At 49.4% G+C, this 22,008-nt stretch carries 24 protein-coding genes; all 24 read right to left on the bottom strand.

Annotated elements, in window-relative coordinates:
• Positions 1 to 91: 91 nt before the first annotated feature.
• Positions 92 to 595, bottom strand: coding sequence for an acyl-CoA thioesterase (locus tag H6629_02195; GenBank protein MCB9066609.1), 504 nt, complete (start codon positions 593 to 595; stop codon positions 92 to 94).
• A gap of 89 nt (positions 596 to 684) precedes the next feature.
• Positions 685 to 2,085, bottom strand: coding sequence for a sodium-dependent transporter (locus tag H6629_02190; GenBank protein MCB9066608.1), 1,401 nt, complete (start codon positions 2,083 to 2,085; stop codon positions 685 to 687).
• A 160-nt stretch (positions 2,086 to 2,245) separates the two neighbouring features.
• Positions 2,246 to 3,928 carry a ribonuclease Y gene (rny, locus tag H6629_02185; GenBank protein MCB9066607.1) on the bottom strand — a complete coding sequence of 561 codons (1,683 nt, stop codon included), beginning with the start codon at positions 3,926 to 3,928 and terminating at the stop codon, positions 2,246 to 2,248.
• 189 nt (positions 3,929 to 4,117) lie between these two features.
• On the bottom strand, positions 4,118 to 4,705 hold the full coding sequence (locus H6629_02180) for a DNA-3-methyladenine glycosylase (protein ID MCB9066606.1): 588 nt from the start codon (positions 4,703 to 4,705) through the stop codon (positions 4,118 to 4,120).
• Positions 4,702 to 6,045, bottom strand: coding sequence for an FAD-dependent monooxygenase (locus tag H6629_02175; GenBank protein MCB9066605.1), 1,344 nt, complete (start codon positions 6,043 to 6,045; stop codon positions 4,702 to 4,704). Before H6629_02175 ends, H6629_02180 begins: the two co-directional genes overlap by 4 nt.
• Before the next feature lie 57 nt (positions 6,046 to 6,102).
• Positions 6,103 to 7,368 (bottom strand): kynureninase, encoded by a 1,266-nt coding sequence (gene kynU / locus H6629_02170; GenBank protein MCB9066604.1) that lies wholly within the window; start codon positions 7,366 to 7,368, stop codon positions 6,103 to 6,105.
• 15 nt (positions 7,369 to 7,383) lie between these two features.
• Positions 7,384 to 8,346, bottom strand: a complete 963-nt coding sequence (locus H6629_02165) for a polysaccharide deacetylase family protein (GenBank protein MCB9066603.1) — start codon at positions 8,344 to 8,346, stop codon at positions 7,384 to 7,386.
• Positions 8,347 to 8,544: 198 nt separating this feature from the next.
• Complete coding sequence (locus tag H6629_02160) at positions 8,545 to 8,931, bottom strand: DUF3037 domain-containing protein (GenBank protein ID MCB9066602.1); 387 nt, start codon at positions 8,929 to 8,931, stop codon at positions 8,545 to 8,547.
• Positions 8,909 to 9,688 carry an aminotransferase class I and II gene (locus tag H6629_02155; GenBank protein ID MCB9066601.1) on the bottom strand — a complete coding sequence of 260 codons (780 nt, stop codon included), beginning with the start codon at positions 9,686 to 9,688 and terminating at the stop codon, positions 8,909 to 8,911. Before H6629_02155 ends, H6629_02160 begins: the two co-directional genes overlap by 23 nt.
• Positions 9,689 to 9,825: 137 nt before the next feature.
• A complete protein-coding gene (locus H6629_02150; protein ID MCB9066600.1) occupies positions 9,826 to 10,440 on the bottom strand; it encodes an ATP-dependent Clp protease proteolytic subunit in 615 nt (204 codons plus the stop codon).
• Positions 10,441 to 10,774: 334 nt separating this feature from the next.
• Positions 10,775 to 12,052, bottom strand: a complete 1,278-nt coding sequence (locus H6629_02145) for a glycosyltransferase family 4 protein (GenBank protein ID MCB9066599.1) — start codon at positions 12,050 to 12,052, stop codon at positions 10,775 to 10,777.
• Positions 12,053 to 12,065: 13 nt separating this feature from the next.
• The gene (locus H6629_02140) at positions 12,066 to 13,058 is read right to left on the bottom strand and encodes a polysaccharide deacetylase family protein (GenBank protein ID MCB9066598.1); all 993 of its coding nucleotides are present in this window, start codon (positions 13,056 to 13,058) and stop codon (positions 12,066 to 12,068) included.
• Complete coding sequence (locus H6629_02135) at positions 13,058 to 13,786, bottom strand: hypothetical protein (protein ID MCB9066597.1); 729 nt, start codon at positions 13,784 to 13,786, stop codon at positions 13,058 to 13,060. Before H6629_02135 ends, H6629_02140 begins: the two co-directional genes overlap by 1 nt.
• Positions 13,787 to 13,825: 39 nt before the next feature.
• Complete coding sequence (locus tag H6629_02130) at positions 13,826 to 14,197, bottom strand: four helix bundle protein (GenBank protein ID MCB9066596.1); 372 nt, start codon at positions 14,195 to 14,197, stop codon at positions 13,826 to 13,828.
• Positions 14,198 to 14,332: 135 nt separating this feature from the next.
• Entirely contained in the window at positions 14,333 to 14,941 is a 609-nt protein-coding gene (locus H6629_02125; protein MCB9066595.1) for a phosphotransferase, read from the bottom strand.
• Positions 14,871 to 15,347, bottom strand: coding sequence for a hypothetical protein (locus H6629_02120; GenBank protein ID MCB9066594.1), 477 nt, complete (start codon positions 15,345 to 15,347; stop codon positions 14,871 to 14,873). The genes H6629_02125 and H6629_02120 overlap by 71 nt, the downstream gene beginning before the upstream one ends.
• Before the next feature lie 97 nt (positions 15,348 to 15,444).
• Complete coding sequence (locus tag H6629_02115) at positions 15,445 to 15,939, bottom strand: hypothetical protein (protein MCB9066593.1); 495 nt, start codon at positions 15,937 to 15,939, stop codon at positions 15,445 to 15,447.
• A complete protein-coding gene (locus tag H6629_02110) occupies positions 15,936 to 16,772 on the bottom strand; it encodes an O-antigen ligase family protein (protein MCB9066592.1) in 837 nt (278 codons plus the stop codon). Before H6629_02110 ends, H6629_02115 begins: the two co-directional genes overlap by 4 nt.
• A complete protein-coding gene (locus H6629_02105) occupies positions 16,712 to 17,476 on the bottom strand; it encodes a hypothetical protein (protein ID MCB9066591.1) in 765 nt (254 codons plus the stop codon). The genes H6629_02110 and H6629_02105 overlap by 61 nt, the downstream gene beginning before the upstream one ends.
• A 93-nt stretch (positions 17,477 to 17,569) precedes the next feature.
• Positions 17,570 to 18,973, bottom strand: coding sequence for a hypothetical protein (locus tag H6629_02100; GenBank protein MCB9066590.1), 1,404 nt, complete (start codon positions 18,971 to 18,973; stop codon positions 17,570 to 17,572).
• A gap of 26 nt (positions 18,974 to 18,999) precedes the next feature.
• Complete coding sequence (locus tag H6629_02095) at positions 19,000 to 19,821, bottom strand: polysaccharide biosynthesis C-terminal domain-containing protein (protein MCB9066589.1); 822 nt, start codon at positions 19,819 to 19,821, stop codon at positions 19,000 to 19,002.
• Positions 19,821 to 20,609: an oligosaccharide flippase family protein gene (locus H6629_02090; protein ID MCB9066588.1), complete on the bottom strand. Its 789-nt coding sequence runs from the start codon at positions 20,607 to 20,609 to the stop codon at positions 19,821 to 19,823. The genes H6629_02095 and H6629_02090 overlap by 1 nt, the downstream gene beginning before the upstream one ends.
• 2 nt (positions 20,610 to 20,611) lie before the next feature.
• Positions 20,612 to 21,460, bottom strand: coding sequence for a hypothetical protein (locus H6629_02085; protein MCB9066587.1), 849 nt, complete (start codon positions 21,458 to 21,460; stop codon positions 20,612 to 20,614).
• Between the two features lie 26 nt (positions 21,461 to 21,486).
• The gene (locus tag H6629_02080; protein ID MCB9066586.1) at positions 21,487 to 22,005 is read right to left on the bottom strand and encodes a hypothetical protein; all 519 of its coding nucleotides are present in this window, start codon (positions 22,003 to 22,005) and stop codon (positions 21,487 to 21,489) included.
• Positions 22,006 to 22,008: the final 3 nt, after the last annotated feature.

The following is a 22,008-nucleotide window of genomic DNA, read 5'->3' as shown; positions in this document are numbered from 1 at the left end:
CAGCATCGACATTTGCAGTGATGACCGGATTTTCAGCCGCTATTTTTTGCCGGTTACCCAAATACAAAATGGCACTCTAATTGAGTGAATGTTATTTCCCCCGCTCATTTTCCTCGATTTTACGTTTGCGATCCAACGCCTGTTTGATGACAAATTCCGCCAATTCGTACTCTCTTTTTTCTTCGTCATTTTCCAGCAGTAGCGGCGGTGCTGCGGTCGGTTTTGAGTTTTCATCCAACGCAACAAAGTTGAAACGCGCGGTTGTGCAATGGGTGCGTTCATAAGTGAGTGGTGTTTCGGCGTAAACATCCACTTTTACAACCATCGAGGATGTGCCGACCCAAACCACCCGTGCCAAAATATTCAACCGGTCGCCGACCCTGATCGGGCGTTTGAAAATGATGCCTTCGGTTGATACCGTAACGACTGCGCGTTCGGCATATCTGCCGGCGGCGATGGCGGCAATTTTGTCCATAATTGCCATCACTTTACCGCCAAACATGGTGCCGTGCGGGTTGGTATCGTTGGGAAAAACGATTTCCCAACTGCTGACAATTTCCGAATGTTTAGGTGCAATTGAACTTTTTTTCGACATTCCGTTGATCCCTTTTGTTGTTAAAAGCAAACGCGATATCCCAGCATCGGAATATCGCGCAGAAAGTTAAATATAAATAAAACAGCTAATTAGCCAACCAAATGTATACCAACAAAACGATCCAGCAGTGTAAAAACAAAAACCAATCCAAGAATTACCGGGCACAAATAAGTGATCGCAAAGTTGACAAATGATTCGACAAACGATCCGCTGTAGCCGCTGTAACCGATTTTGATTTCCTCGTTGAGGTTTTCCTTTTTCCAGACGTAAGCTGCAAAACTGCTGATCAGCAATCCGCCGAGCGGCAACAATGTATCGTTGGCGATATAGCCAATGATCGTCATAAAATCGGTGTAGCCGTCATAACCTGCCACATTATCACCCGGGATAAACATAAAATTTGTGAAAAAATCGCTGGCGCCGTTGGCCAACAACGATGGAATGCCAATGATGAAAATGAATCCGGCTGTTCCCCAAACGGCGGTTTTCCGGGGCAATTTGTGTTCATCAACGAGATAGGAAACCGGCACTTCCAGCAGCGAAACTGTGGATGTGAGTGCTGCAAAAGAGAGCAGCATAAAAAATAACGATCCAATGAAAATGCCGAGCGACGGCCCGAGTGATTGAAAAATTCCCGGTAACGTGATGAAAATGAGTCCGGCGCCGCCGGTGGGTTCGATGCCTTGCGAAAACACAAACGGAAACATCATTAAACCGGCAATGAATGCGATGCCGACATCTGTCAGCGTAATCATTGCGGCGGAGCTGATCACATTTTCACGTTTGGAAACGTAACTGCCGTAGGTAATTAACGCGCCCATTCCCAGCGACAGCGAGAAAAACGCCTGTCCGAGTGCGCCGTAAATCACGTTGCCATCTAATTTTGAAAAATCGGGGAGCAAATAAAATTCAACACCTGCCATTGCATTTGGTAAAGTGAATGCATATCCTGCCAAAAACAGGATGATAATCAACAGCGTTGGCATCAGGATTTTGGATGCACGTTCGATGCCGCCTTTCACACCACCGGAAACGATTGTGGCCGTTGCAATCATAAACAGCAATCCATACAACCCGACAGTAGACCAATCGGAGACAAATTCGCCAAAATGATCGCCGATAGCAAAGTTGCCTTGAACCATTTCCAGAAAATAGCCGAACGCCCAGCCTGCCACAACGTTGTAAAAGGACAGAATCAGCACACCGCAGAACAAACCCAACTTGCCAACCAGACTCCATTTTTTGTGCCCGAGCTCGATAAATGCGCCAACTGGGTTACGGTTGGTTTTGCGTCCGATGGCAATTTCGGTAACCATCACTGGAAAACAGAGCACAAAACAGAACATCAGGTAAACCAGCACAAATGCAGCACCACCGCCACGACCCACTTCAAATGGAAATTTCCAAATATTTCCCAATCCAACCGCTGAGCCGGCAGCTGCCAAAACAAAACCTAATTTCGATCCGAATTCACCGCGTTGTCCTGCCATTTATTTTCCTTTAACATATTAAATTGAATTGTTTGTCTATTGTTTAGCGATGAGAAGATAGGCATTTCGGGGGATTTTTTCAATACCCAGGATGGGTAATTGCAGAAAATAAAAAAATCCCGGGCAGATGAACAATATTCTGCCCGGGAAAAACAGGGTATCAATTTGCCGAGACGTTATCCGAACGATTGGCGTTCGGGTTCCCGCGATTTCTGCGGGATTTCTGATGCCGGTTATTATTATTGTTGTTGTTGTTATTGTTCGAATTATTTCCGTTATCATCAGACATAAAATCATCGGTTGTGCTGTAAGCCGCGAGATGCCGGATGATTGTCACCTTAATTTGCCCGGGATATTCCATATTATCCTTAATTTTTTGGGCAATATCCGCAGAAAGCAGTTCGGATTCCTGATCGGTCAGCTTTTCCGGCAAAACAATCACGCGAATTTCGCGACCGGCGGAAAGTGCGTATGTTTTGGCAACGCCTTCGAACGAATTCGCCAGATCTTCCAATTGAGTAATTCGCTCGGTGTAGGCTTCCAGCGATTCCCGTCTTGCACCGGGACGTGCGCCGCTGATGCGGTCTGCCGCGGTAACCAGCACTGAAATCGGCGAAATCGGTTCCGCTTCTTCGTGGTGTGCCAGCACTGCGTTGATCACCACCGGATGCTCCCGGAATCGTTTGGTAATTTCCACACCGATAGTCACGTGGCTACCTTCGGAATCGTTGCTTTCCGCTTTGCCGATATCGTGCAGCAGTCCGGCGCGACGGGCAAGCTGAACGTTCAAGCCCAGTTCTGCAGCCATATTTCCGGCCAGCCATGCCACTTCTTTGGAGTGTTGGAGAATATTCTGTCCGTAGCTGGTGCGGTATCTCAACCGTCCGATGTAGGTTTTCAAATCCGGGTGAATGTTGCGCAAATTCAGCTCTTTAATCGTTTCTTCGGCAGCTTGTTTGATGCTTTCATCAACAATTTTCTGGGCTCTGGCAACTTCTTGTTCAATCGCTTTGGGGTGGATATTTTTCTTCTGGATCAACGATTCCATCGCCAACCGCGCCACTTCCCGTTTGATCGGGTCGAAACTGGACATCACCACCGTTTCCGGCGTGTCATCCACAATTACTTTTACACCGGTTTCTGATTCAAATGCTTTGATGTTGCGACCTTCGCGCCCGATAATCAACCCTTTCCAATTATCGCTGGGCAGCGACACAGAAACGAGGGTCGATTCCATCGTGTAATCCGTTGCCATCCGTTCGATGGCGTGCGCCATAATTTCTTTCGCTTCCCATTTCGAGCGGTCGGTAACTTCGTTGCGCATTTCTACCAGCGTTTGCGCCACTTCCGATTTCGCTTTATCGATCATCAAATGTTTGAGCTCGCGTTTGGCTTCTTCGCGATTGTAGCTGCTCACTTCTTCCAGCTTTTTGATTTGCAGCTCGATTTGCGATTCAATTTCTTTTTCACGATCGGTCAATTTGTTCTGATATTGATCGAGCTGGCTCTGGCGCTTTTTCAGCACATTTTCGCGTTCTGCAAAGCTGTTTTCCTGACGATTCAACTCTTTATCGCGTTTGCGGATGCGCTCTTCGTTGCGGGAAATATCGGATTCGCGCTGTTTTAATTGACGCTGCATTTGCTGGCGTTCGCGCTGAATGGTTTCCCTCGCTTGAATACTGGCTTCTTTTTCGATGCGCTGTGCTTCTTTTTTGGCGGATTCAATAATCTCTTCTGCTGAATTTTGGGCATTTTTTAATTTTTGTTGTTGAATGACCTTAAATATTATTGCTCCAAGAATTAGTCCAACCAAAAGTCCGATTGATATTGATATGATATCCATTTTAATTCCTTTTTGATGGTTTAAATACCGGAAACGACCTGTAATTTCAAAAACCCGTACCTTGTTTCCGGAGAGCTGTAACCCATTTTGAGTAAAGATTTGTTACGTCCCAAAATAAGTTAAATAAATATAGCCGACCGGCCGGGTTGAAAAAAGAATTTTTTTTGAAGAAACCTGAAAATACTGACTTTAACGATGATTCGGATGTGACGCAAAACGGTTGTTTTTGATCAAAAAACGCCACAAATGAGACTTGCCAGCGCTGATGCCAACCCGCGAAGTTGCCACAATTTCGTCTGACGGAACCGTCGGTGAATCGGCGATATAAAGCGGCGGTTGCGTTAGGGGAGCGCCGTTCAAATCCCGGTTCAGATCAAACGCCTGACACAATTTTCCCGGGCCATTTGCCAATTGCAGATCATTTTTTACCCTGCGAAGTCGCCGCATTTGTTCAAGCCCGCCAACCGGTTCCGCTGCACGAATGAGCACCGCTGCCGGAAAACCTTCCGCCTCAGTGACCGCATTCAGGCAAAAATACATGCCGTAGATAAAATAAATGTAGGCAAATCCCGGTGGGCCATACATTATTTCGGTGCGCGGCGTGCGCCCGCGGGCAGCGTGACAGGCGGGGTCATCTTCGCCGATATATGCCTCGGTTTCAACAATTTTTGCGGCGAGAACTTCGCCGTTCAAATGCCGCACCAGCAATTTTCCGAGCAATTGTTTCGCGACGGTTATCGTATCCTGCGCATAAAATTGTTGCGGGAGCGCTATCATTGCGAAATTTTTATCCGGTTAAAAATCGATTGTAAATCCAGCTTTTCCAGCGATTTGTGGCTTTGACAAATATTCATCAGCACTCGATCCTGAACTTGTCCGATTTCCAGCGCTTCGCGATACGGGCGGCGCTGAAATGTCACCCGCGCATAGGTGGACAAAAATTCGCCGGGAAACTCGCGCTCCAGCATTACTTCCAATTTCTTTTTCATCAGAAAAACCGGATCTGCTACTTTGTCGCGCATTTCGATAAAATTATCCAGCGCCAGTTGGGCAATCGCGTCTGCGTTGGTTTTGCGGCGCTGCTGAAATGTCTCGAACACCGCAGCCCAATCATCGCCATGCGATTCGATGCACTGATTTAATTCCGTGCAATCTTCAAACGCGCAATTCATGCCCTGTCCGTAAAACGGCACAATGGCGTGCGCTGCATCGCCGAGCAGCAAAAATTTGTCGTTCACAAACCACGGAAACGCGCGAATCGTCACCAGTCCGCCGGTTGGATTGCTGAAAAAATCATCGATCAGCGATGGCATCATCGGCAAGGTGTCGCGAAAATGGGTGTTGAAAAACGCCGCTACATTTACCTGCGAATCCAGTTTGGCGAAACTGTTGCTGCCATCAAACGGGAGAAACAGCGTGCAGGTAAAACTTCCATCGGGATTTGGCAGCGCAATGAGCATGTAGCTGCCGCGCGGCCAAATGTGCAGCGCATGTTTTTCCATCTGGAAATTGCCGTCCGGGAGCGGCGGAATGGTCAGCTCTTTGTAGCCGTGATCGAGATAATCCTGCGAAAAATTGAATCGCCCGGATTTCATCATTTCCCAACGAACGGCGGAATATGCACCGTCGCAACCGAAGGTTACCGCGGACTCGATCCGCTGCTGCGATCCGTCGGTTTCATCGACAAAAAGCAGGGTTCCGTCGGGTAAATTTACCTTTTTGCAGCGTTTGTTGAAGAAAAATTGCACCTTTCCGGTAGCTTCTGCGGCGTCCATCAACGTGCAATTCAGCCCGCCGCGAGAGATGGAGTTGATCACTTCCGTTTCATTTTTGCCATAGGGTTGAAAGGAGAGTTCGCCTTCCGGGGAATGGATCATCCGTCCGCGCATCGGAATGGCATCGCGAATAATGGTATCCAGCACACCAACTTCCCGCAACGCATGAATGCCGCGAGTGGAGAGCGCCAGGTTGATCGATCTTCCCGCGCTGATTTCCGCTTTGCGCATGTCCGGCCGGCGTTCGAACACGTTCACCCGAAAGTCACGTTTTGCCAGATAAATCGCCAGCAGCGATCCTGCCAGCCCCGCGCCAACAATCGTTATTTCTTTTGTTTTCATATCGTTATCTCCGTTTTTCGCAAAGCGAAAGCGAGCGTTTCATGTTTGCGAAATGGCTTATTTCAAATAATTCCGTAAAATTTCGTAAAAATGATACACCTCTTCAAATGAATTATACAGCGGCACCGGCGCGACGCGAATGACATCCGGCTCCCGCCAATCGCAAATGACACCTGCGTTGCTGAGCGCCTCGAACGCCTGTTTGCCGTTTTCCCGCAACACAATTGAGAGTTGGCAGCCGCGCTGTTCCGGATCGCGTGGCGTGATGATCTGCAGCCGCTCATCGCGGATGTCATCGAGCAAAAATTGCAGATACGCCGTCAGCAATTCGCTTTTTTGGCGAAGGCGATCCATTCCTGCATCGTCAAAAATTTCCAGCGATGCCCGCAGCGCCGCCAGTGGCAAAATCGGCGGATTGCTCAGTTGCCAACCTTCCGCGCCAACCGTCGGCTGAAATCGCGGTTTCATCAAAAAACGGGTTTCCTGATCGTTGCCCCACCAGCCGGCAAATCGTTGCAGCCGGAAATTTTCGGCATGCCTGTCGTGCACAAAAACGCCGGAAATCCCGCCGGGACCGGAATTGAGGTATTTATACGAGCACCATGCCGCAAAATCCACGCCCCAATCGTGTAAATTCAGCGGTAAATTGCCCGCTGCATGCGCCAAATCCCACCCGACAATGCAACCGTGTGATCGCGCTGCCGCCGTAATTTTGGCGATATCGAACGCCTGACCGGAATAATAATTGACGCCGCCGAGCAAAACGAGGGCGATTTCTTCACCGTATGATTCCAGAAATTGCAAAATATCGTCGGTTCGGTGGGTCGATTCGTCGTGACGAAGCGGCAGGGTCAGCAATCCGTCCGCCGGATCAATGTGATGAAATTTAAGCTGCGATTGCACCGCGTACTGATCGGACGGAAACGCGTTCGCTTCGATGAGAATTTTGAATCGATGCGGCAGCGGTTTAAAAAACGAGACCATCAGCAAATGCAAATTGACGGTGAGGCTGTTCATCGCAACCACTTCGTGCGGCAGCGCGCCGACCAGCCGGGTTGTTGCATCCGTCAGATAGCTGTGATAGGACAACCACGGATTTTTGGCGTGAAAATGACCTTCCACACCCAAATTTTCCCAATCCGCCAGCTCCTGCTCGACATATTTGCGCACGGATTTCGGCTGCAAACCGAGCGAATTGCCGCAAAAATAAATGTGTGGCTCACCGTTTTTTTGCAACGGGAGATGGAATTTGTTGCGGAAATCCCGCAGCGGATCGCTGGCGTCGAGCGATCGGGCAAATGCTTTTGTCGCGTGAAAGGTCATGTTGGTTGCTCACTTTTATCGGATGTGTTGGTCAAAATAGGCTTGCACAAAATCCGTCACTTCCGGCTCACCTTTGAAAAAATCGCCTTTTTTGCCTTCGCCCAATGCCCAGCGGTGCAGCCAGGTAATGCCGGAATTGCCGGTAAATGTATCCTTTTTTTGATAGGCAGGATCGCTCAATGCTTCGTTTAACGCGATGAATTTGTAACCACGTTCTTTCAATATTTTCAATAGTTTACCGAGATAATCCGCATTGAGCCGGTTGGCGTGAATCAACAAAATTTGCTTCAATTCGTAACCGAGCAGCGCAACGGATTGCTGCTCAAAATAGGCGAAAACCGCGGTCATGTATTCGAGATATGCATCGCCGATGCGTTGCATCATTTCCGTGTCATTTTGGCTTTCAGCCTGATCGTACGCAAACGCGTATGTCCATTCCGAATTGTCCATCGAAACCGGCGCGATGCGGTAGTTGTGCGCTGTCAAAAATGAATCGAGCTGCGCTTTGATTTCCAGCGTCCGTCCGGTTTGCAAATACGGATGGCGGAAAAATTCGAGCTTGCCGCCGTTTTTTTCGATCATCGGTTTGAGGTGCGTTTCGCCCTTCAGCACATCTGCGGAATATTCTTCGACCGAAATGTTGTGCAACGAGCGGTGCGAAAACGTGTGATTGCCCAATTCCAACCCGTTATCCAGCCATTGCTGGAGCAGGTTGAGGCGCTGCTCGTCCAATATGTCATCGCGATACAATTTGTTTTCGTTCACAAATCCGATGCCCGGCACTTGCTCCGCTTTCAAATGTTTGATGATTTTGGATGTTACTGTTTGCCACGATTCGATATCTTTAAAATGGCGGGAAACCACCGGCAAATCATCGATGGTTATTGCGACAACGCGACCGGATTGCCCGAAAACGGAAGTGAAAAATAGTCCGGCTAAGCCGAGAAAAAATAATATATTGCGGCTGATAATTTTCATGGGTGAGTTCCTGAATTATCGATTTGATTGGATGATGCTGTTAAACAAACAAGGCAAAGTTTCTGATGAAAATCCTGCTCCAAAGGAGCCACTTTGTGGCATCTGCGGAGCCTGTCCCGAGAATCGGGAAATGACCGCTATTTGTATTTTTCCGTCATTCCTGCGCAGGCAGGAATCTCCCCGTAAAATGGAAAAATTTCATTTCACAAAAAACGAAAACAGTTCATCCAGAATTTCCGGCAGCGGACGATTGCAGATGCCGCTGTGCACTTTGGATGTCTGGATAATCGTGCTGCTCGGCGCAGCCAGCCAGTTGAATCGTTCTGATTTACTCAAATTCGCAAAATAACCGGACTCGGGCGTGCCCTCGCAAATATTGGTGAAAGCGTTGAGCTGATTGCGGATCATCATTTCATCCGCGTCCGGCGCAAAAGCGTGTAGACGTTCCGGTTGCACATCGATTCTGGCGCGGAGAAAATCACCCCGTTTGCAAAAAACGATCACCCCGACGTTGAGAAATTCCTCCCGCTCAACCCGTGGAACGAGCCGCAAAACCGCGTATTCAAATGTGATTGGATCGGGCACTGTTGGCCGCCTCCACAAATATATGCGAATGCTCCAGCCGGTGCGTCAGAAATTCCACAAATGCCCGGCGATGCGCATCCGGCGAATCAAATTTATCGTCGGTTGCCAGCCATTCATCGGGAATCAGAGCGACAATTTTTTCGAAAACGCCGCTGTTCAACCGCTGTTTGATGGCGGCATCGCTGCTGTCCAGTTGCGATGCCAGCGGCAGCAATACATGATCCTTCACCATCGGGAACGCTGTTTCGCTCTGTTTGATGTGATCCTGCCAATTGTGCTGAAAATACAGCGCTGCACCGTGATCGATCAGCCAGATGTCGCCGTTGTGAATGAGCATGTTCACATTGCGCGGTGTGCGATCCACATTCGTGACGAATGCATCGAACCAGACCACGTCCGAGGCAAATTTGGTATCCGGTTTTGGCGGTACCATCAAATTGAAACTGGACGAGTGGCTGAGAAATTGGAACCCCAGATTCAGCCCGGCGCTGGCGTGCAGCAAATCCTGAATTTCCGCGTCCGGTTCGGTGTGCCCGATCGCCGGATCGAGCGAAATAAATACCGTTTCGGGCACCCTGAAACCCAACTCGCGGGCAATTTCTCCGGCGATAATTTCGGAGATGAGCGCCTTCACACCCTGACCGGCGCCGCTAAATTTCATGACATACGATTGTCCGTCATCCGCGCGGATAACGGCTGGCAGCGAACCGCCTTCGCGCAACGGCGTGATGTATTCAATGGCAGATTGTGTTCTGATAACTTATCCTTTTCATTTTCAAATATTACGAAAAAATAACCGTTTAGCTCAAATAAAGCAAAGTCAATTTGGATTGGGCTAAACGAAAAAAGCCGCACCAAACGGCGCGGCTTTTTGATATTCAGCTAAAGAAAAAATTATTTCACTTCATCCGCAGACTTGACAATTTTGGTAACCAAGCCATATTTAACAGCTTCGTCGGCGGTCATCCAAAAGTTGCGGTCGGTTTGTTTTTCGATTTGCTCGATGGGTTGACCGGTGGCATCTGCAAAAATTTCATTCAACCGGCGGCGCATTTTTACAATTTCCTTCGCTTCAATACCTATATCAGTCGCCTGACCCATCACGCCACCGCTCGGCTGGTGCAGCAAAAATCTGGTGTTTGGCATGCAAAAGCGATTCTTTTTATCCGCAGATGCGAAAATCAGCGCACCCGCACTGGCAACCCAACCCGTCCCGATAATTTTTACTTCCGGCTTGATAAAACGGATCATATCAAAAATCGAATCGCCAGATTCCACATGACCACCCTGCGAGTGCAGATACAATTTGATGGGCTCGTCCGATTCCGCAGCCAGCGCCAGCAACCGTTGGCAAACATCTTTTGCCAATTTCTGGTCGATGCCGCCATAAATCGTAATCGTACGGCTTTCCATCAATTTTTGATCGACACTGTAAGGTTTTTTCTCGTCTTTTTTATCTTCTTTTTCTTCCTTTTCTTTGGGGGACAATTCGAGCCAGTCTTCGTTCATCAGGTTCTCCTTTATTCAGTTTTGCTTATCCAATTGTTTTGCAACGTTTTCAACTATCGGCGATACTGCCGGTTGGTTTAACCCTCTTTAAAACAAGCGACAAAATAATCCATTTTTCGGCGTCACACAACCGTTTTAAAACGTAACAATTTGCGTAAAGTGATCCGTTTTTTTGGAGAATTTACATCGAAACAATGCTGAAAAAAAGTCAATGTCAATTTTGGAGCGGTTAGGTTTTGCAGGATTTTCCGGTTGCGGAATCTATCGATTGCCAACCTTTTTCCCTTCTCGTCCCAGGCTCCTGCCTGGAATGCAATTTCATTCCAAATTTAAATTATACGAGAATCTCTTTGCGGAACACGCCGAACAATTTCCGGGCATTTTTTTTGAGATCGAACTCGCGGCGCACAAACTCGCGTCCGGCGGTGCCCATTTGTTGGCGAAGCTCCGGGTTCTCGTGCAGCCGTTGCAACGCATCGGCGATGGCTGCGGCGTTTTTCGGTTCGACCAAAATACCGCTCACGCCATCCTGCACCAGCTCCGGGATGCCGGAAATTTTACTGGAAACCACCGGCAAACAGCTGGACATACCTTCCATCAACACCACCGGAATGCCTTCTTTTTTGCCGCTTTTTGTGGGCACGCTCGGCAAAATGAGCACGTCGGCTAACGCGTGCATTTCCAATACTTTGTGGCGCGGCAATCCGCCATGAATTTCAAAATATTCCGATAAACCGAGATCGCCAATTTGCTGCTCAACCTGTTCGCGCAGCGGACCGTATCCGACCAAATGGCAGCGAAACGGCACACCGCGATCGTTCAATATTTTGCAGGCATCGACCAAAAATTTGTGCCCTTTCACTTCCTCGTACGAAGCGACGCACAAAATCTGGAACGGTGCGCCGGGTTCGCGATTGCGATCGTGGCACTGGAATAAATCGGGATCGACACCGCAGTGGATCACGTCAATTTTATCGCGCAGCGATTCACCGGAAGCAGAAACCATCACTTCTTTGTTGAAATTCGAGATCGTCACTGCCCGTTTTGCCGCCGCAATTTTTTTGCCGAGCATGGTTTGATCCACATGCAAATCCGAACCGTGCGCCGTAAACGAAAAGGGGATGCCGGCAAGCCGGAATAAGATAAGCCCGGCGATTGCCGGATGCGTGCAAAAATGGCAGTGCAAATGCTTCACACCCAATTTTTCCATTTCCTGCGCAAACAACACCGATTTCGGCAGCACGCCCAGCGCACCGAAAAAAAAGTTCAAACTACTGATGGTTCCGAACAGTACTTCAAAAATAGTGCGAAGATAAGTAATTGGTTTTTTAATAAGATAGCGCAAATTTGCGGCGATAATTCTCCCGGAAATGAACGGATAAAAATGGGCGCGCTCCATCCATTTTGCCACTTCCTGATGGTGCACATCCTGATTTTCTTTGAGCAGCGGGAACAGCTCCACCCGAACGCCCGCTTCTTCCAGCGCGATCATTTCGTACAAAATAAAGGTTTCGGTGAGTTTTGGGAAACGGGACATCGTGTAGGCGACGGTGTCCACCATTTCCGAGGTTGCTGATGTTGGGCGCGTGCTATTCAATATTTTTGATTCCATTTCTCATCCATTGTCATTGATGCCGATACACATCCACCGCCGAAAACCAGCGTTGTAACCGCAGCCGGAACAGTTTCAGCGAGGTGCGCCGGGTGATGTTGATGCGCCGGAGCAGCAGCGGATTTGCCGTGTTCAAATTGTTGATGCCATCCTCGGTGGTGAAGGCCAGTTTGTAGCCTTCTTCGTGCATTATTTCCAAAATTTCCGGGGAACAGTTGCCGTTCGGATAGGCAAAAACTGGCAGCGATTCCGGAATTTCCCGCCGCAAATCATACAGCGATCCGCTGATTTCATCGTGTGCCTGCGAAAGCGTCGCCTGTGTGAGAATTGGATGTGTTCGGGTGTGCGCGCCAAAATTGAGAACACCTTCGCCGGCAAGTTCGCGCAGCTCGTCCCAATCGAGCACCGTTTTTACCGCTTTTGGTTTGTTGCCGAGATCGCCGGCAATTCGCAAAACGGTTTCCAGTAATTCATCGTGCGACAGCGTTTTGACATAATTTTGCAACGATTTGAGATGCTGTAATCGATTTTCCAGCGAATCGAGGGACAGCGAGCCGATCGGGGAATTTGGATACGAACGGCGGTCGGTCAGCACTACTGCCCGATACAAATCGTCCCACCAAAATGCCCGCTCCGGGTGACCCGGATAAGCCGTCGGCACAAAAACGGTCGCAGTTAAGTTTAGTTTTTTCAACACCGGATGGGCGTTTGATTTCACATCCAGACAGGCGTCGTCAAAAGTGATCAGCACCGATCGATCGGGCAACTGCCGACCGCTTTCGATATGTTCGAGCACCTCCGGCATCGAAAGCACCCGATAATTCTGGCGCAAAAACGCCATCTGCGCGGCAAAATTTTCTGTCGATGCGCTGATCTGGCGCGGTTCCAGATGCGGCGTTTCATCCGGATGACCGATGCGGTGATAGGTCAGCACCCGCAGCAAATTCGGCTTTTCCGATGAAAATCCGTAAATATCCGACAAATATTGGATTGGCAAACCGCCCATCACACCTGCCCTTTGGGTTGCGGCGCGTAACTGTCGCCGGTTTTCAGCGATTCGTGAAAGCGAATCAAATGATCGTTAACTTCAGCAAAAACAGCATCTTTGGATTGGCGAACATCCACTTTGATGAACTGCGGATGGGTTGCGCCTTTGGCATCAAATGTTTGCATCAGTTCCGTCAGATATTCCAGCGAGGCTTCGCCTTTCCGGGCGAACAGCACTTCGGCGGGTGCCCACAGAAAAATCACCACATCCGGTTCGGGATAGGTGTTGGCGAGCAGCCAGCGATGCAGACGGTCGTCCAGCGGTCGCCGGCGATACAGCGCGTCGCTTTCGTTGGGATTGCGGGCAAAATCGAACGTGAAATAGCGATCGTACAGCACCACTTTTCCGGCGCGCCGGAATTTCCGCGATAAATATTGGCGATACCATTCTTCCGCAATCCGGTTGACCAACCGCAGCGTAACCCACAGCGGATTTTTGCGCTTTCGTTTGGACGTGTGTGTCGTTTCGGTCGGTGGGCGGTAGCCTTCGTCGCCGCGCGATTTTTTGAATTTTTCGATAAATCGCGAGGTCGGCAGCGCCACATTGCTCGACTCGATATTGATGCCCATATACAAATATGCCAGCGGCAGCGGACATTTTTCCAGTAACATTTCGGAGATGGTGCCTTTTCCGGCGCCGTCCCCGCCAATCAGCGCGACAGTGAATGTGTGATTTTTATTGTTCATAATTTTAAGTTAAGATTAAGGCTAAGGCTAAGATTAAGGTTAAAACTTTCGGGTTTCGAGGGTTTTTATGATTGCGTTTAATTCTTCGATAATTTTTTTGCAATCCTCAGTAATTTGCCAAATAATTTCATCAGATTGAATGAATCCAAGTTCTTTGGAAACAAATATTTGGCTCATGATTTCAAAACAACTTCCCCGTGAAATTTTATAAAACCTGGTTTTGTCCTTTGGTTCGTATCTGCCGAAACCTTCGGCAATATTATGGGCAATTGAATTTGCTGCACGCCGCATATCCGAAATCAAACCAAATCGTTCGTCTGCAGGAAAAGAATTAGTAAGTGAATAAATCTGTTTCACCAATTTGACAGATAATTGCCAAACATTCATTTTACGAAAATCATCAAACGCCATTACCGATCCCGAATTTGCATTTCTAAATAAACAGAATTATTTTCCTTCGCCTTCGCCTTCGCCTTCGCCTTCGCCTTCGCCTTCGCCTTCGCCTTCGCCTTCGCCTTCGCCTTCGCCTTCGCCTTCGCCTTCAACTCAACCCCGCAGTTCATCCATTCGTTCGATAGCCATCAGCCAAAAATGATAATAGCGATTACCGCGCAACCACGCCGCAGTTTGGGCGCTGATGTTCGGGTTGTCGCCGCGAAGCCGGGAGAGCATGTTGGACAAATAGCGCATCCAGCACATCGCGAAAACCGCTGCAATTTGCGTCGGGTGAATACCGGCAAATTCGGCGAACTGGCGCAGATGCGTCATCGCCCAGCCGGGCGAAAAAAACGCCTGTTCGAATGCAGAAACACAATCTTTTAGCGATTGCGCACCATTTTTGGCGAACGCCAGGAATGTCAGAAAAAAGATAAAATCACCCATCGGCAAACCGTGCGGATCTGCCAACTCCCAATCGACAGCGCCGAGCTGCCCGTTGTGCAGCAACAGATTCGGTGCAGAAAAATCGCCGTGTTCGAAAACCAGTTCCGGCAATTTTATGGATTGCCCGATGGCTGCACCTTTTTCGATGGCAACCTGTTCCTGCGGCGTCAAAATAAAGGATGTTGCGAGCACGTTAAATCGATTATCGAACGCCGTATCGCGCCATTTTGGGAGCGTTTCGGTGGCAATTTTGGTGGTTGTGTGCAGTTCCATCAGCCAATCGCGACCGGTTTGCAGCACAAAATCGAAGTTGCGCGCGCGCCGCTGCCGGACGCAACACACTGCCCGGAACCATCGTTTCCACCAGCATTTTGTGCCCGTGCCAATTGTCGTATGCCAGCACTTCCGGCGTTCCCGGAAAAACCGATTTTCGGAGATTGAACAGATAGCGCAGGTTCGCAGCTTCGATGTCCAGCCGCGCGTGATCGCCCGGAATGCGCGGCAGTTTGACCACCATTTTCGCGGTTGGCTGCCCATCGGTCAGCACAAATGCGATGATGTGGCTGGACGCCTGAAATCCCGGCGTGAGCAGCACGGACGACAGCGCGGTGCCATCGCCAAATCGCGATAATTTGAATCGCTGCCAATTTTCCCGCAAAAATGTGTTGATGGCGTTCATCGTTGCGCCTCCGGCAATTTCCGGGCAACGATGCTGAACGGGCACGTCAACAGTGGCAGCAATTTGCTGACCGTTAATATTTTGCCGCCAAGTTGTTTCATCTGACCTTTGAATCCGGTGTGTGCCCTTTGTCCATCGCAAATTGCAGGGCAGCCGGATGATCCAGCGGAATAATTTCTTTGCAGGATTGAAACGACGGGCGATGCCAGTAGCAACGAATATCCGAAAAACCTGCTTTGCGCAGTTGCCGGGCGAAAACGTTCGGCGTCGAATATCCGATAATCGAAAATGATTGCCGTATTTCCCAGTATAAATAACCACCTGATTTCACTGAAGTTACAGCGTTGGAAAACAGTGGTTTTTCAGTGCCGGACAAAATAGCGACATCAAAATTTTCGGCGGATTCGGTCGAGCCAATTTGCGGGACAATTGTCAATTGTTCGCTGAAATGGCGTAATGCGGAAAGGTGCGTTTCATCCGGTTTGCCGAAATAGCCCACCGATTTGAGCACCGGCGATGGCAGCAAAAAGCGCCAGTCGATGCGCCGCACCAGCAAAATCAGGTTATCGCGTGTCAAAACGGGATCACTCAACGATACATTAGCTCCCGCGATTGTGCAGTTAACCGGACTTTTTCTGCATCGGCTTCGGCTTCGGCTTCGGCAAGCTCGGTTTCCTGTTTAATTTGCTGTTGGAAAATATGGATGGCTGCACCGCAAAGGGCAATGAGCACCCAAAAATAGCGCACATACGACAGATGCAAAAACACCGCCGTGAGCAGATAGCCGAACAACCCGAGCAAGTATCCGGCAGTGAGAAATGCCATATCCGGGTGGGTTTCCCGGTAGCGTTTCCGCAGCCGCATCATGCTGGTTAACGTGTATAAAATAATAGACATAAACATCAAAAATCCGACGATGCCGGTATCCGCCAATTCTTCGATATACATATTGTGGGCGCGGCGTTCGGTATCAATTTCGCGATAACCTTCTTTGCTGTATTCGATCATGTATGCCTGCGAAAGCCCGGGACCAACCCCAAAAATCGGGTTGTCCAAAAACATGTGTAACGCAGCCAGCCCGACCGTTGCACGCCCGCGAACCGCGCCATCCGCATCTGCCACATTGTTGCTGGCAACGCTGGTCAACCCCTCAATCGCTTTGTAGGTTCGATACACATAATCCGGAACGGCAACCAGAACCACGCCAACAGCCAGTATCGCCGCCAGCGCGAAATGCCAAACTTTTATGTATCGCATTAAAGTCATGATAATTAACAGCAGCACAATAGTAATGCCCGCACCACGGGAAAATGTGAGCAGCGTGCCCGCCAAAATGGGAATGCAGGATATTGCCGCGAACAATTTCAATTTTTTATTTTTTTCGCCGAGCATCCGGAAAAAAGCCAACGGCAGCAGCACAACCATGATTTGGGCATAGCGGTTTTTGAGCCGATCGGTCCGGCCAGCCGTTTTCGTTTGATTTGGTCGCCGCCAAAATCCGTTTCACCGGTGCCGATAAACGATTCCTTTACCTGCGCCAAACCACCAAATTGGTTGTTATACGATTTGGTGAACTCCTGATACATCGATAATCCGCCCATCAGGCAGCCCGATAAAATCAGCGCCCAGGTCGCTTTGCGCAGCACTTCTTTGGTGCGAACAGCATTGACAACCAAAAAGTAAAGAATCAGCCCTTCCACAAAAAAACCGATAATCCGGTCGAGTGACTCACCGAGCCTGCCGGACAGCACGCCGGAAATCATCAGGGTTATCGCATACATCACCATCATCAGCAAAATCTGGTTGAGAATCAGCCCTTTTCGCTGAACAAACAGATAATTTAAAATGGGAATAATGAGCAACAAAAAAGACGCGCCCGCCAAAACCGGCGGCACTTTGTAAAATTTTGTGGCGACAACCGCCAGATTCGCGTAAAGCACAAACAAAATAATAACGGAAGTTGTATCCGGGCGATAGAGCATGAACGCCAGCATAATAATGGCGATGACACCTGCTAGCACAAAAATCACCCCAAATTGTCCCGCCAGTACACCGAGCACCAACGAAGCAACAATTCCGGTGGTTTCCCATTTATATTTCGAAAGTGCCTGGCTCAAATTGAATGTCATAAGTACTCCAAAAAACGTGATTAAAACAGAATGTTTACTTCAATAGGTACGGATATTCCGGACCCTTAGCGTTGCCAAAGGGTCTTTCCCTCTCTACTTCGGCGCCGGAACCGTTGGCGGCAAAGCGATGGTTTCGCCTTCTGCAAAACCGTGGGTGAGCGTTTCGAACGCCATTGCCCGGTTGCTGCTGTTGGGACGCGAAGCCTCAATTGCACTCAAAATAAACGGTGCTTTGTAATAGCGATACGCCACTTCGCCGGCAGATTTCAGCGATCGCGGCACCGGATTTTTCGATTTCTGAAACACGAATTCGATTGCTTTTAACAACGAACCGCGTCCGGCAGGCAACTCAACCGCGAGCGGGTTGCCGTTGGGATCGTAATATTCGATGCGCAGCGCTTCCGGCTGGATGTTGTCGTAAATCCGGTGATCGCCGCGCCGGAGCAGCAACTCTGCATGGGCAATCAACTGCTGCAAATGGGTTTGCGAATACATGTTCGATTTGTCATTTTCTTCGATTGCCGCACCTTCGCAGCCGGTGGAACCGCGCCGCAGCTCGTCGGGAATCGCGCCGTCCGGACGGATCATCGATTTGGCGGACGGATCGAAATCGCAGGCGCTGGAACTGCCGCCTTTGCCTTCCCAACGGGTGCCGTTCATTCGACCCAAAGCCAGTGCGTTTGCGTGTTCGAACGCTTCGGCCGGCGCGCGCGCGGTGAACGGTTCCGGCGCACTCAAACGGTTGTAACTCACCAAATTGAGATCGTTACGGTCGTGCAGATAATCCGCAATCGCTGCGCAACAATGCGTTGCCGCCGCGCCCCAATTGCTCATCGATACTTCCGCAGTGAATGAAATAATCGGATAAACCACATTCGCCAGCCATTCCTGAAACGGTTTTTTGATACCGCTATTTTGCCATTCCGGCACGTCTTCCAGCAAATCCGCCGCATGAATAAACCCGGGAATCCACCACGATAAATTGAGTTGGCACTGCTTATCCGGTTTGCTGGTGTTGCCCGGTTCGCCAAATCCGGAGATGCCGAGAATGCCGCGAATGCCGGAAATCGCATGAGTTGCGAATGCCGCATCGCCGGTGAGGTGGTATGCCAACGCCTGCGCATACGCCAATTGACTGCCCATTTCCAGATACACCGGATCATCCGCGGACGGGCAGGTTTGCTCGCCCTTTGGCGGCTGCCATTCCCATTCTTTTTTCGCGAATGAAACCACATCTGCAACTGCGCTGCGATACGGTTCGATGCCCGCATCCGCTTTGCGTTTGATCTCGCGGAGCTCCTGCGGCGTCGTTAAATAGCCGCGCACATTGCCTTCCACCGCGTCTGTTACGGCAGAAATATCGTGCTGCGGCGGATAATCGACGAGCAGTTTGCTGTCCTTTTCCGGCGCGTTATTTTCGCAGGATACGGTTGAAAGACTCAACAGCAACGTGCAGCAAATAACAATCGAAACCCGGCTGGTGATGGCGTTTAACATGGTCTATCTATCTGTATATTCTCTATTTACGATTGAAAGGATTCCAATTCAAAATGTGTTTGATGCCGGGTATTTTCAGCAATTCTGGGAAATTTTCCTCGATCTGCAGTTGGTGTTGGCTCAATTTCAAAATAACGATTGTTACAATCGCAGTCAACCCCTAACAGCACGAAAAGGTTGTGTGTGACAAACAATTGAATCAAATACAGCAGCATGACACCGGCGATCAACTCACCGTAAAAGGAAAGATAGCGCAAATCGAACACGCTAATGCCAGATGCAAGTTTCAACCCGCCCTGTTTTAGAATATTATGCACAATCATGCTGAATGCGGTTGCCGCAGTTGCACCGAGTGCGCCGTACGCCGGAATTAGAATCAGATTGAGTATCAGGTTGATAACCACCGCAATTACATTAATAATAACCACATAGCGCACTTTTCCGAGCACTTTTAGCGTCAGTCCGTTAAAGCCCAACGCGATGTTGAAATAATAGGCAACAGCGATCAATTGCAAATAAAGCCCCGATTCCGCATAGCGTTCGCCGTACAGAAAAACGGTCAGGGGATCTGCCAGCGCAAACGTAATCGCAAACAGCGGGAACGACAAAACACCCAGCCAAACCGCCGTTTTCCAATACAATTCGTTGATGCCTTTGAAATCGTTTTGGGCAAACAGCCGCGCTGCCAGCGGCGTAAACAGCAGTGCAAAACTGGTCATCACCAATTTATTGAAACGCGCTGCGGGCAAAATAACTTTGTAATTTGCCACTGCCACCGTATCGTGAAAATAGCCGAGCAACATGGTATCGCTGGCATGCATTAGCACATTTACCAAATCCGAGGTCATCAGCGGAATCGAAAAAGCAAAATGGTTCGGACCGGATATTCCATTGCCGCCGCCCGAAAATGCTTCATCAAATTCTGGCTTTTCAGCAAAAAATATAGCATCGCGGTATAGAGCACAACCATCAGTGCGTTCACCGTCAGATAGCCATACGCCAGAAAAAACACGTCGCTTTCGAAGAAAATGAGCAGCAGCACAACCAGCAACTTCACGCCCGGACCCAACAAATGCTTTCGGGTGAAAATGATTTTTGAGCTGGCAAAACTGGCAAACAGGCTGAGCAGCATCAAATCCAGCGCGTCGACCGGCACCATAAAAATGAGGATCAGCAGTATAGCAACAGGCTGTCCCTCGCCTTTCACCAATTCGGAAATGACCTCCGGCGACACCCAAACAGCGCCGACAAAAATCGCTCCGGTGATAATCACCGAAACAAACGAGATAAAAATTGTCCCGAAAAGCTTGTTGTATTCCTCATTTTCATGAAAAATGGGCACGAACCGACTGACCGCGCGTTTTAGCCCGAGCGAAGAAAATCCCTCAAAAAATGCCACGACGGACAGCGCATACGTCCACGCGCCGTAATCCGCCTGCGACAAATACCGGACGATCAGCACCTGCGATAAAAAGTTCAGCCCGACGGAAATAAACTGCCCGAACATCAGCAGGCTGGAACCGCGAATCTGTTTTCGCGTGGCGTTTTTGCCCGGCTTTTTGGCTTTTTTTACCGATTCCGCCGGCGATGGAATTTCAGGTTCAAGTGGTTGTTTTTGCGAATCTTGTGCGTCCAAAGTTATCCGTTTCTTTGCTTTTGATACGTCTGCCAGATCAGTTCGAGAACCGCAAGTTGCACATCCTCCGGCGATTGTGTGGCATCGACAGCGTGAAAATTGGGAATCTGGTTAGCGATGCCCAAATATTTTTGGCGCTGGCGTTCCAGCGCCTCCGGCGAATGCTCGCCTTTCCGGCGAAAGAGCAGTTCGCCCGGTGCATCCAGAAAAATAGTGAGATCGGCATGCGGGCAAGTGCCCCAAAACAGCAGCCGGCGAAGCTTGCTTTTTAACCGTTTCGGCGCACCGGCCAGATAGCTGTCGTAAATAAACCGGTCAAAAATCACGGTTCGCCCGTTCAACGAATATGCGAAACCCGCACCCACGCGCAGCCAGTGTTCCAGCAATTTGTTCACCGATGCCAACGCCTTTACGGGCAAAATCAGCAGCTTCGGGCGTTTCGCCGATGTCATATTTTTGATGATATTTTTCAATAATTTGGTGGTTGGCAAGCCCACCGTGCTGGCATCCACGTTGATGCCCATATACACAATTTTGCTGCGCAAAAACGGCTGTTTCAACAGCGATTTCGAGAGGGTGCTTTTTCCGCCGCCATCCGGTGCGAGCAGCGCCACCCAAATCCCGCGATGCCGTGTGGCAAACGCCAGCGAACGCAGTTTTTTGAGCAACGGTGTGGTTATTTTCCGGAAAAAATTGCCAAGCGGTTTGTGACGATTCAGCGCAGCACCAATTCGTTTGGCTTCCGAACGGATATTTTTTTCGGCGATTTCGCCGATGAACAATCGCAGTTGTTCCCAATCCAATGCGTCGCCGAGTGCGCTTTGCAGCAGTTGCACCACCTGATGCTGCATGTCCGGCTGCGTTTCAATTTCTGTAATCAGCGATTGATTCGCGTCAGTCGCTCTGCTCTAAAGCTTTGTTTATCCAACAAGTTATGCAAAAATAAACTGACCAATTCATCCGCCGGTGACAGCGTAAACAGCGGTGCCCGCTGTTCGCGGCGAAACAAAAAATCTCCGCCAACCGGCCAGCGCAAATGGCGAACCGGTTTGCCGAAAAACAAATCCGTGACCACATCCAACTTCAGCCAAATGCCGGAAGCGCGATCGAAATTCACATAAAAATGATGCGGCGCGTAACCGAGTCGCGGTAATTTTACAAATGCAGATGTGCGAACAATTTTTTCGAACGCCGGCAAATCGAGCGGATGCACCAGCAAATCAATCTCTTTGATCGGCGGGTTTTCGCTCAATTCGTCAAATCCGCGCAGCAGGGCGTAACGCACCCGCTGTTCGTTCAGCAGCGCAAAAATATTAACCAGCGATGGCTGGATCGTTCCGGTGTGATTGTGCGCAGCTTTGCCGTTTTGGTGAATGTTGGTTGTTCCGGTTTTCATTTC

The organism is Calditrichia bacterium (assembly GCA_020634975.1).
Taxonomy (GTDB): domain Bacteria; phylum Calditrichota; class Calditrichia; order RBG-13-44-9; family J075; genus JACKAQ01.
The sequence above is the reverse complement of the archived record's forward strand: the minus strand, read 5'-3'. Positions and strand labels throughout refer to the sequence as shown.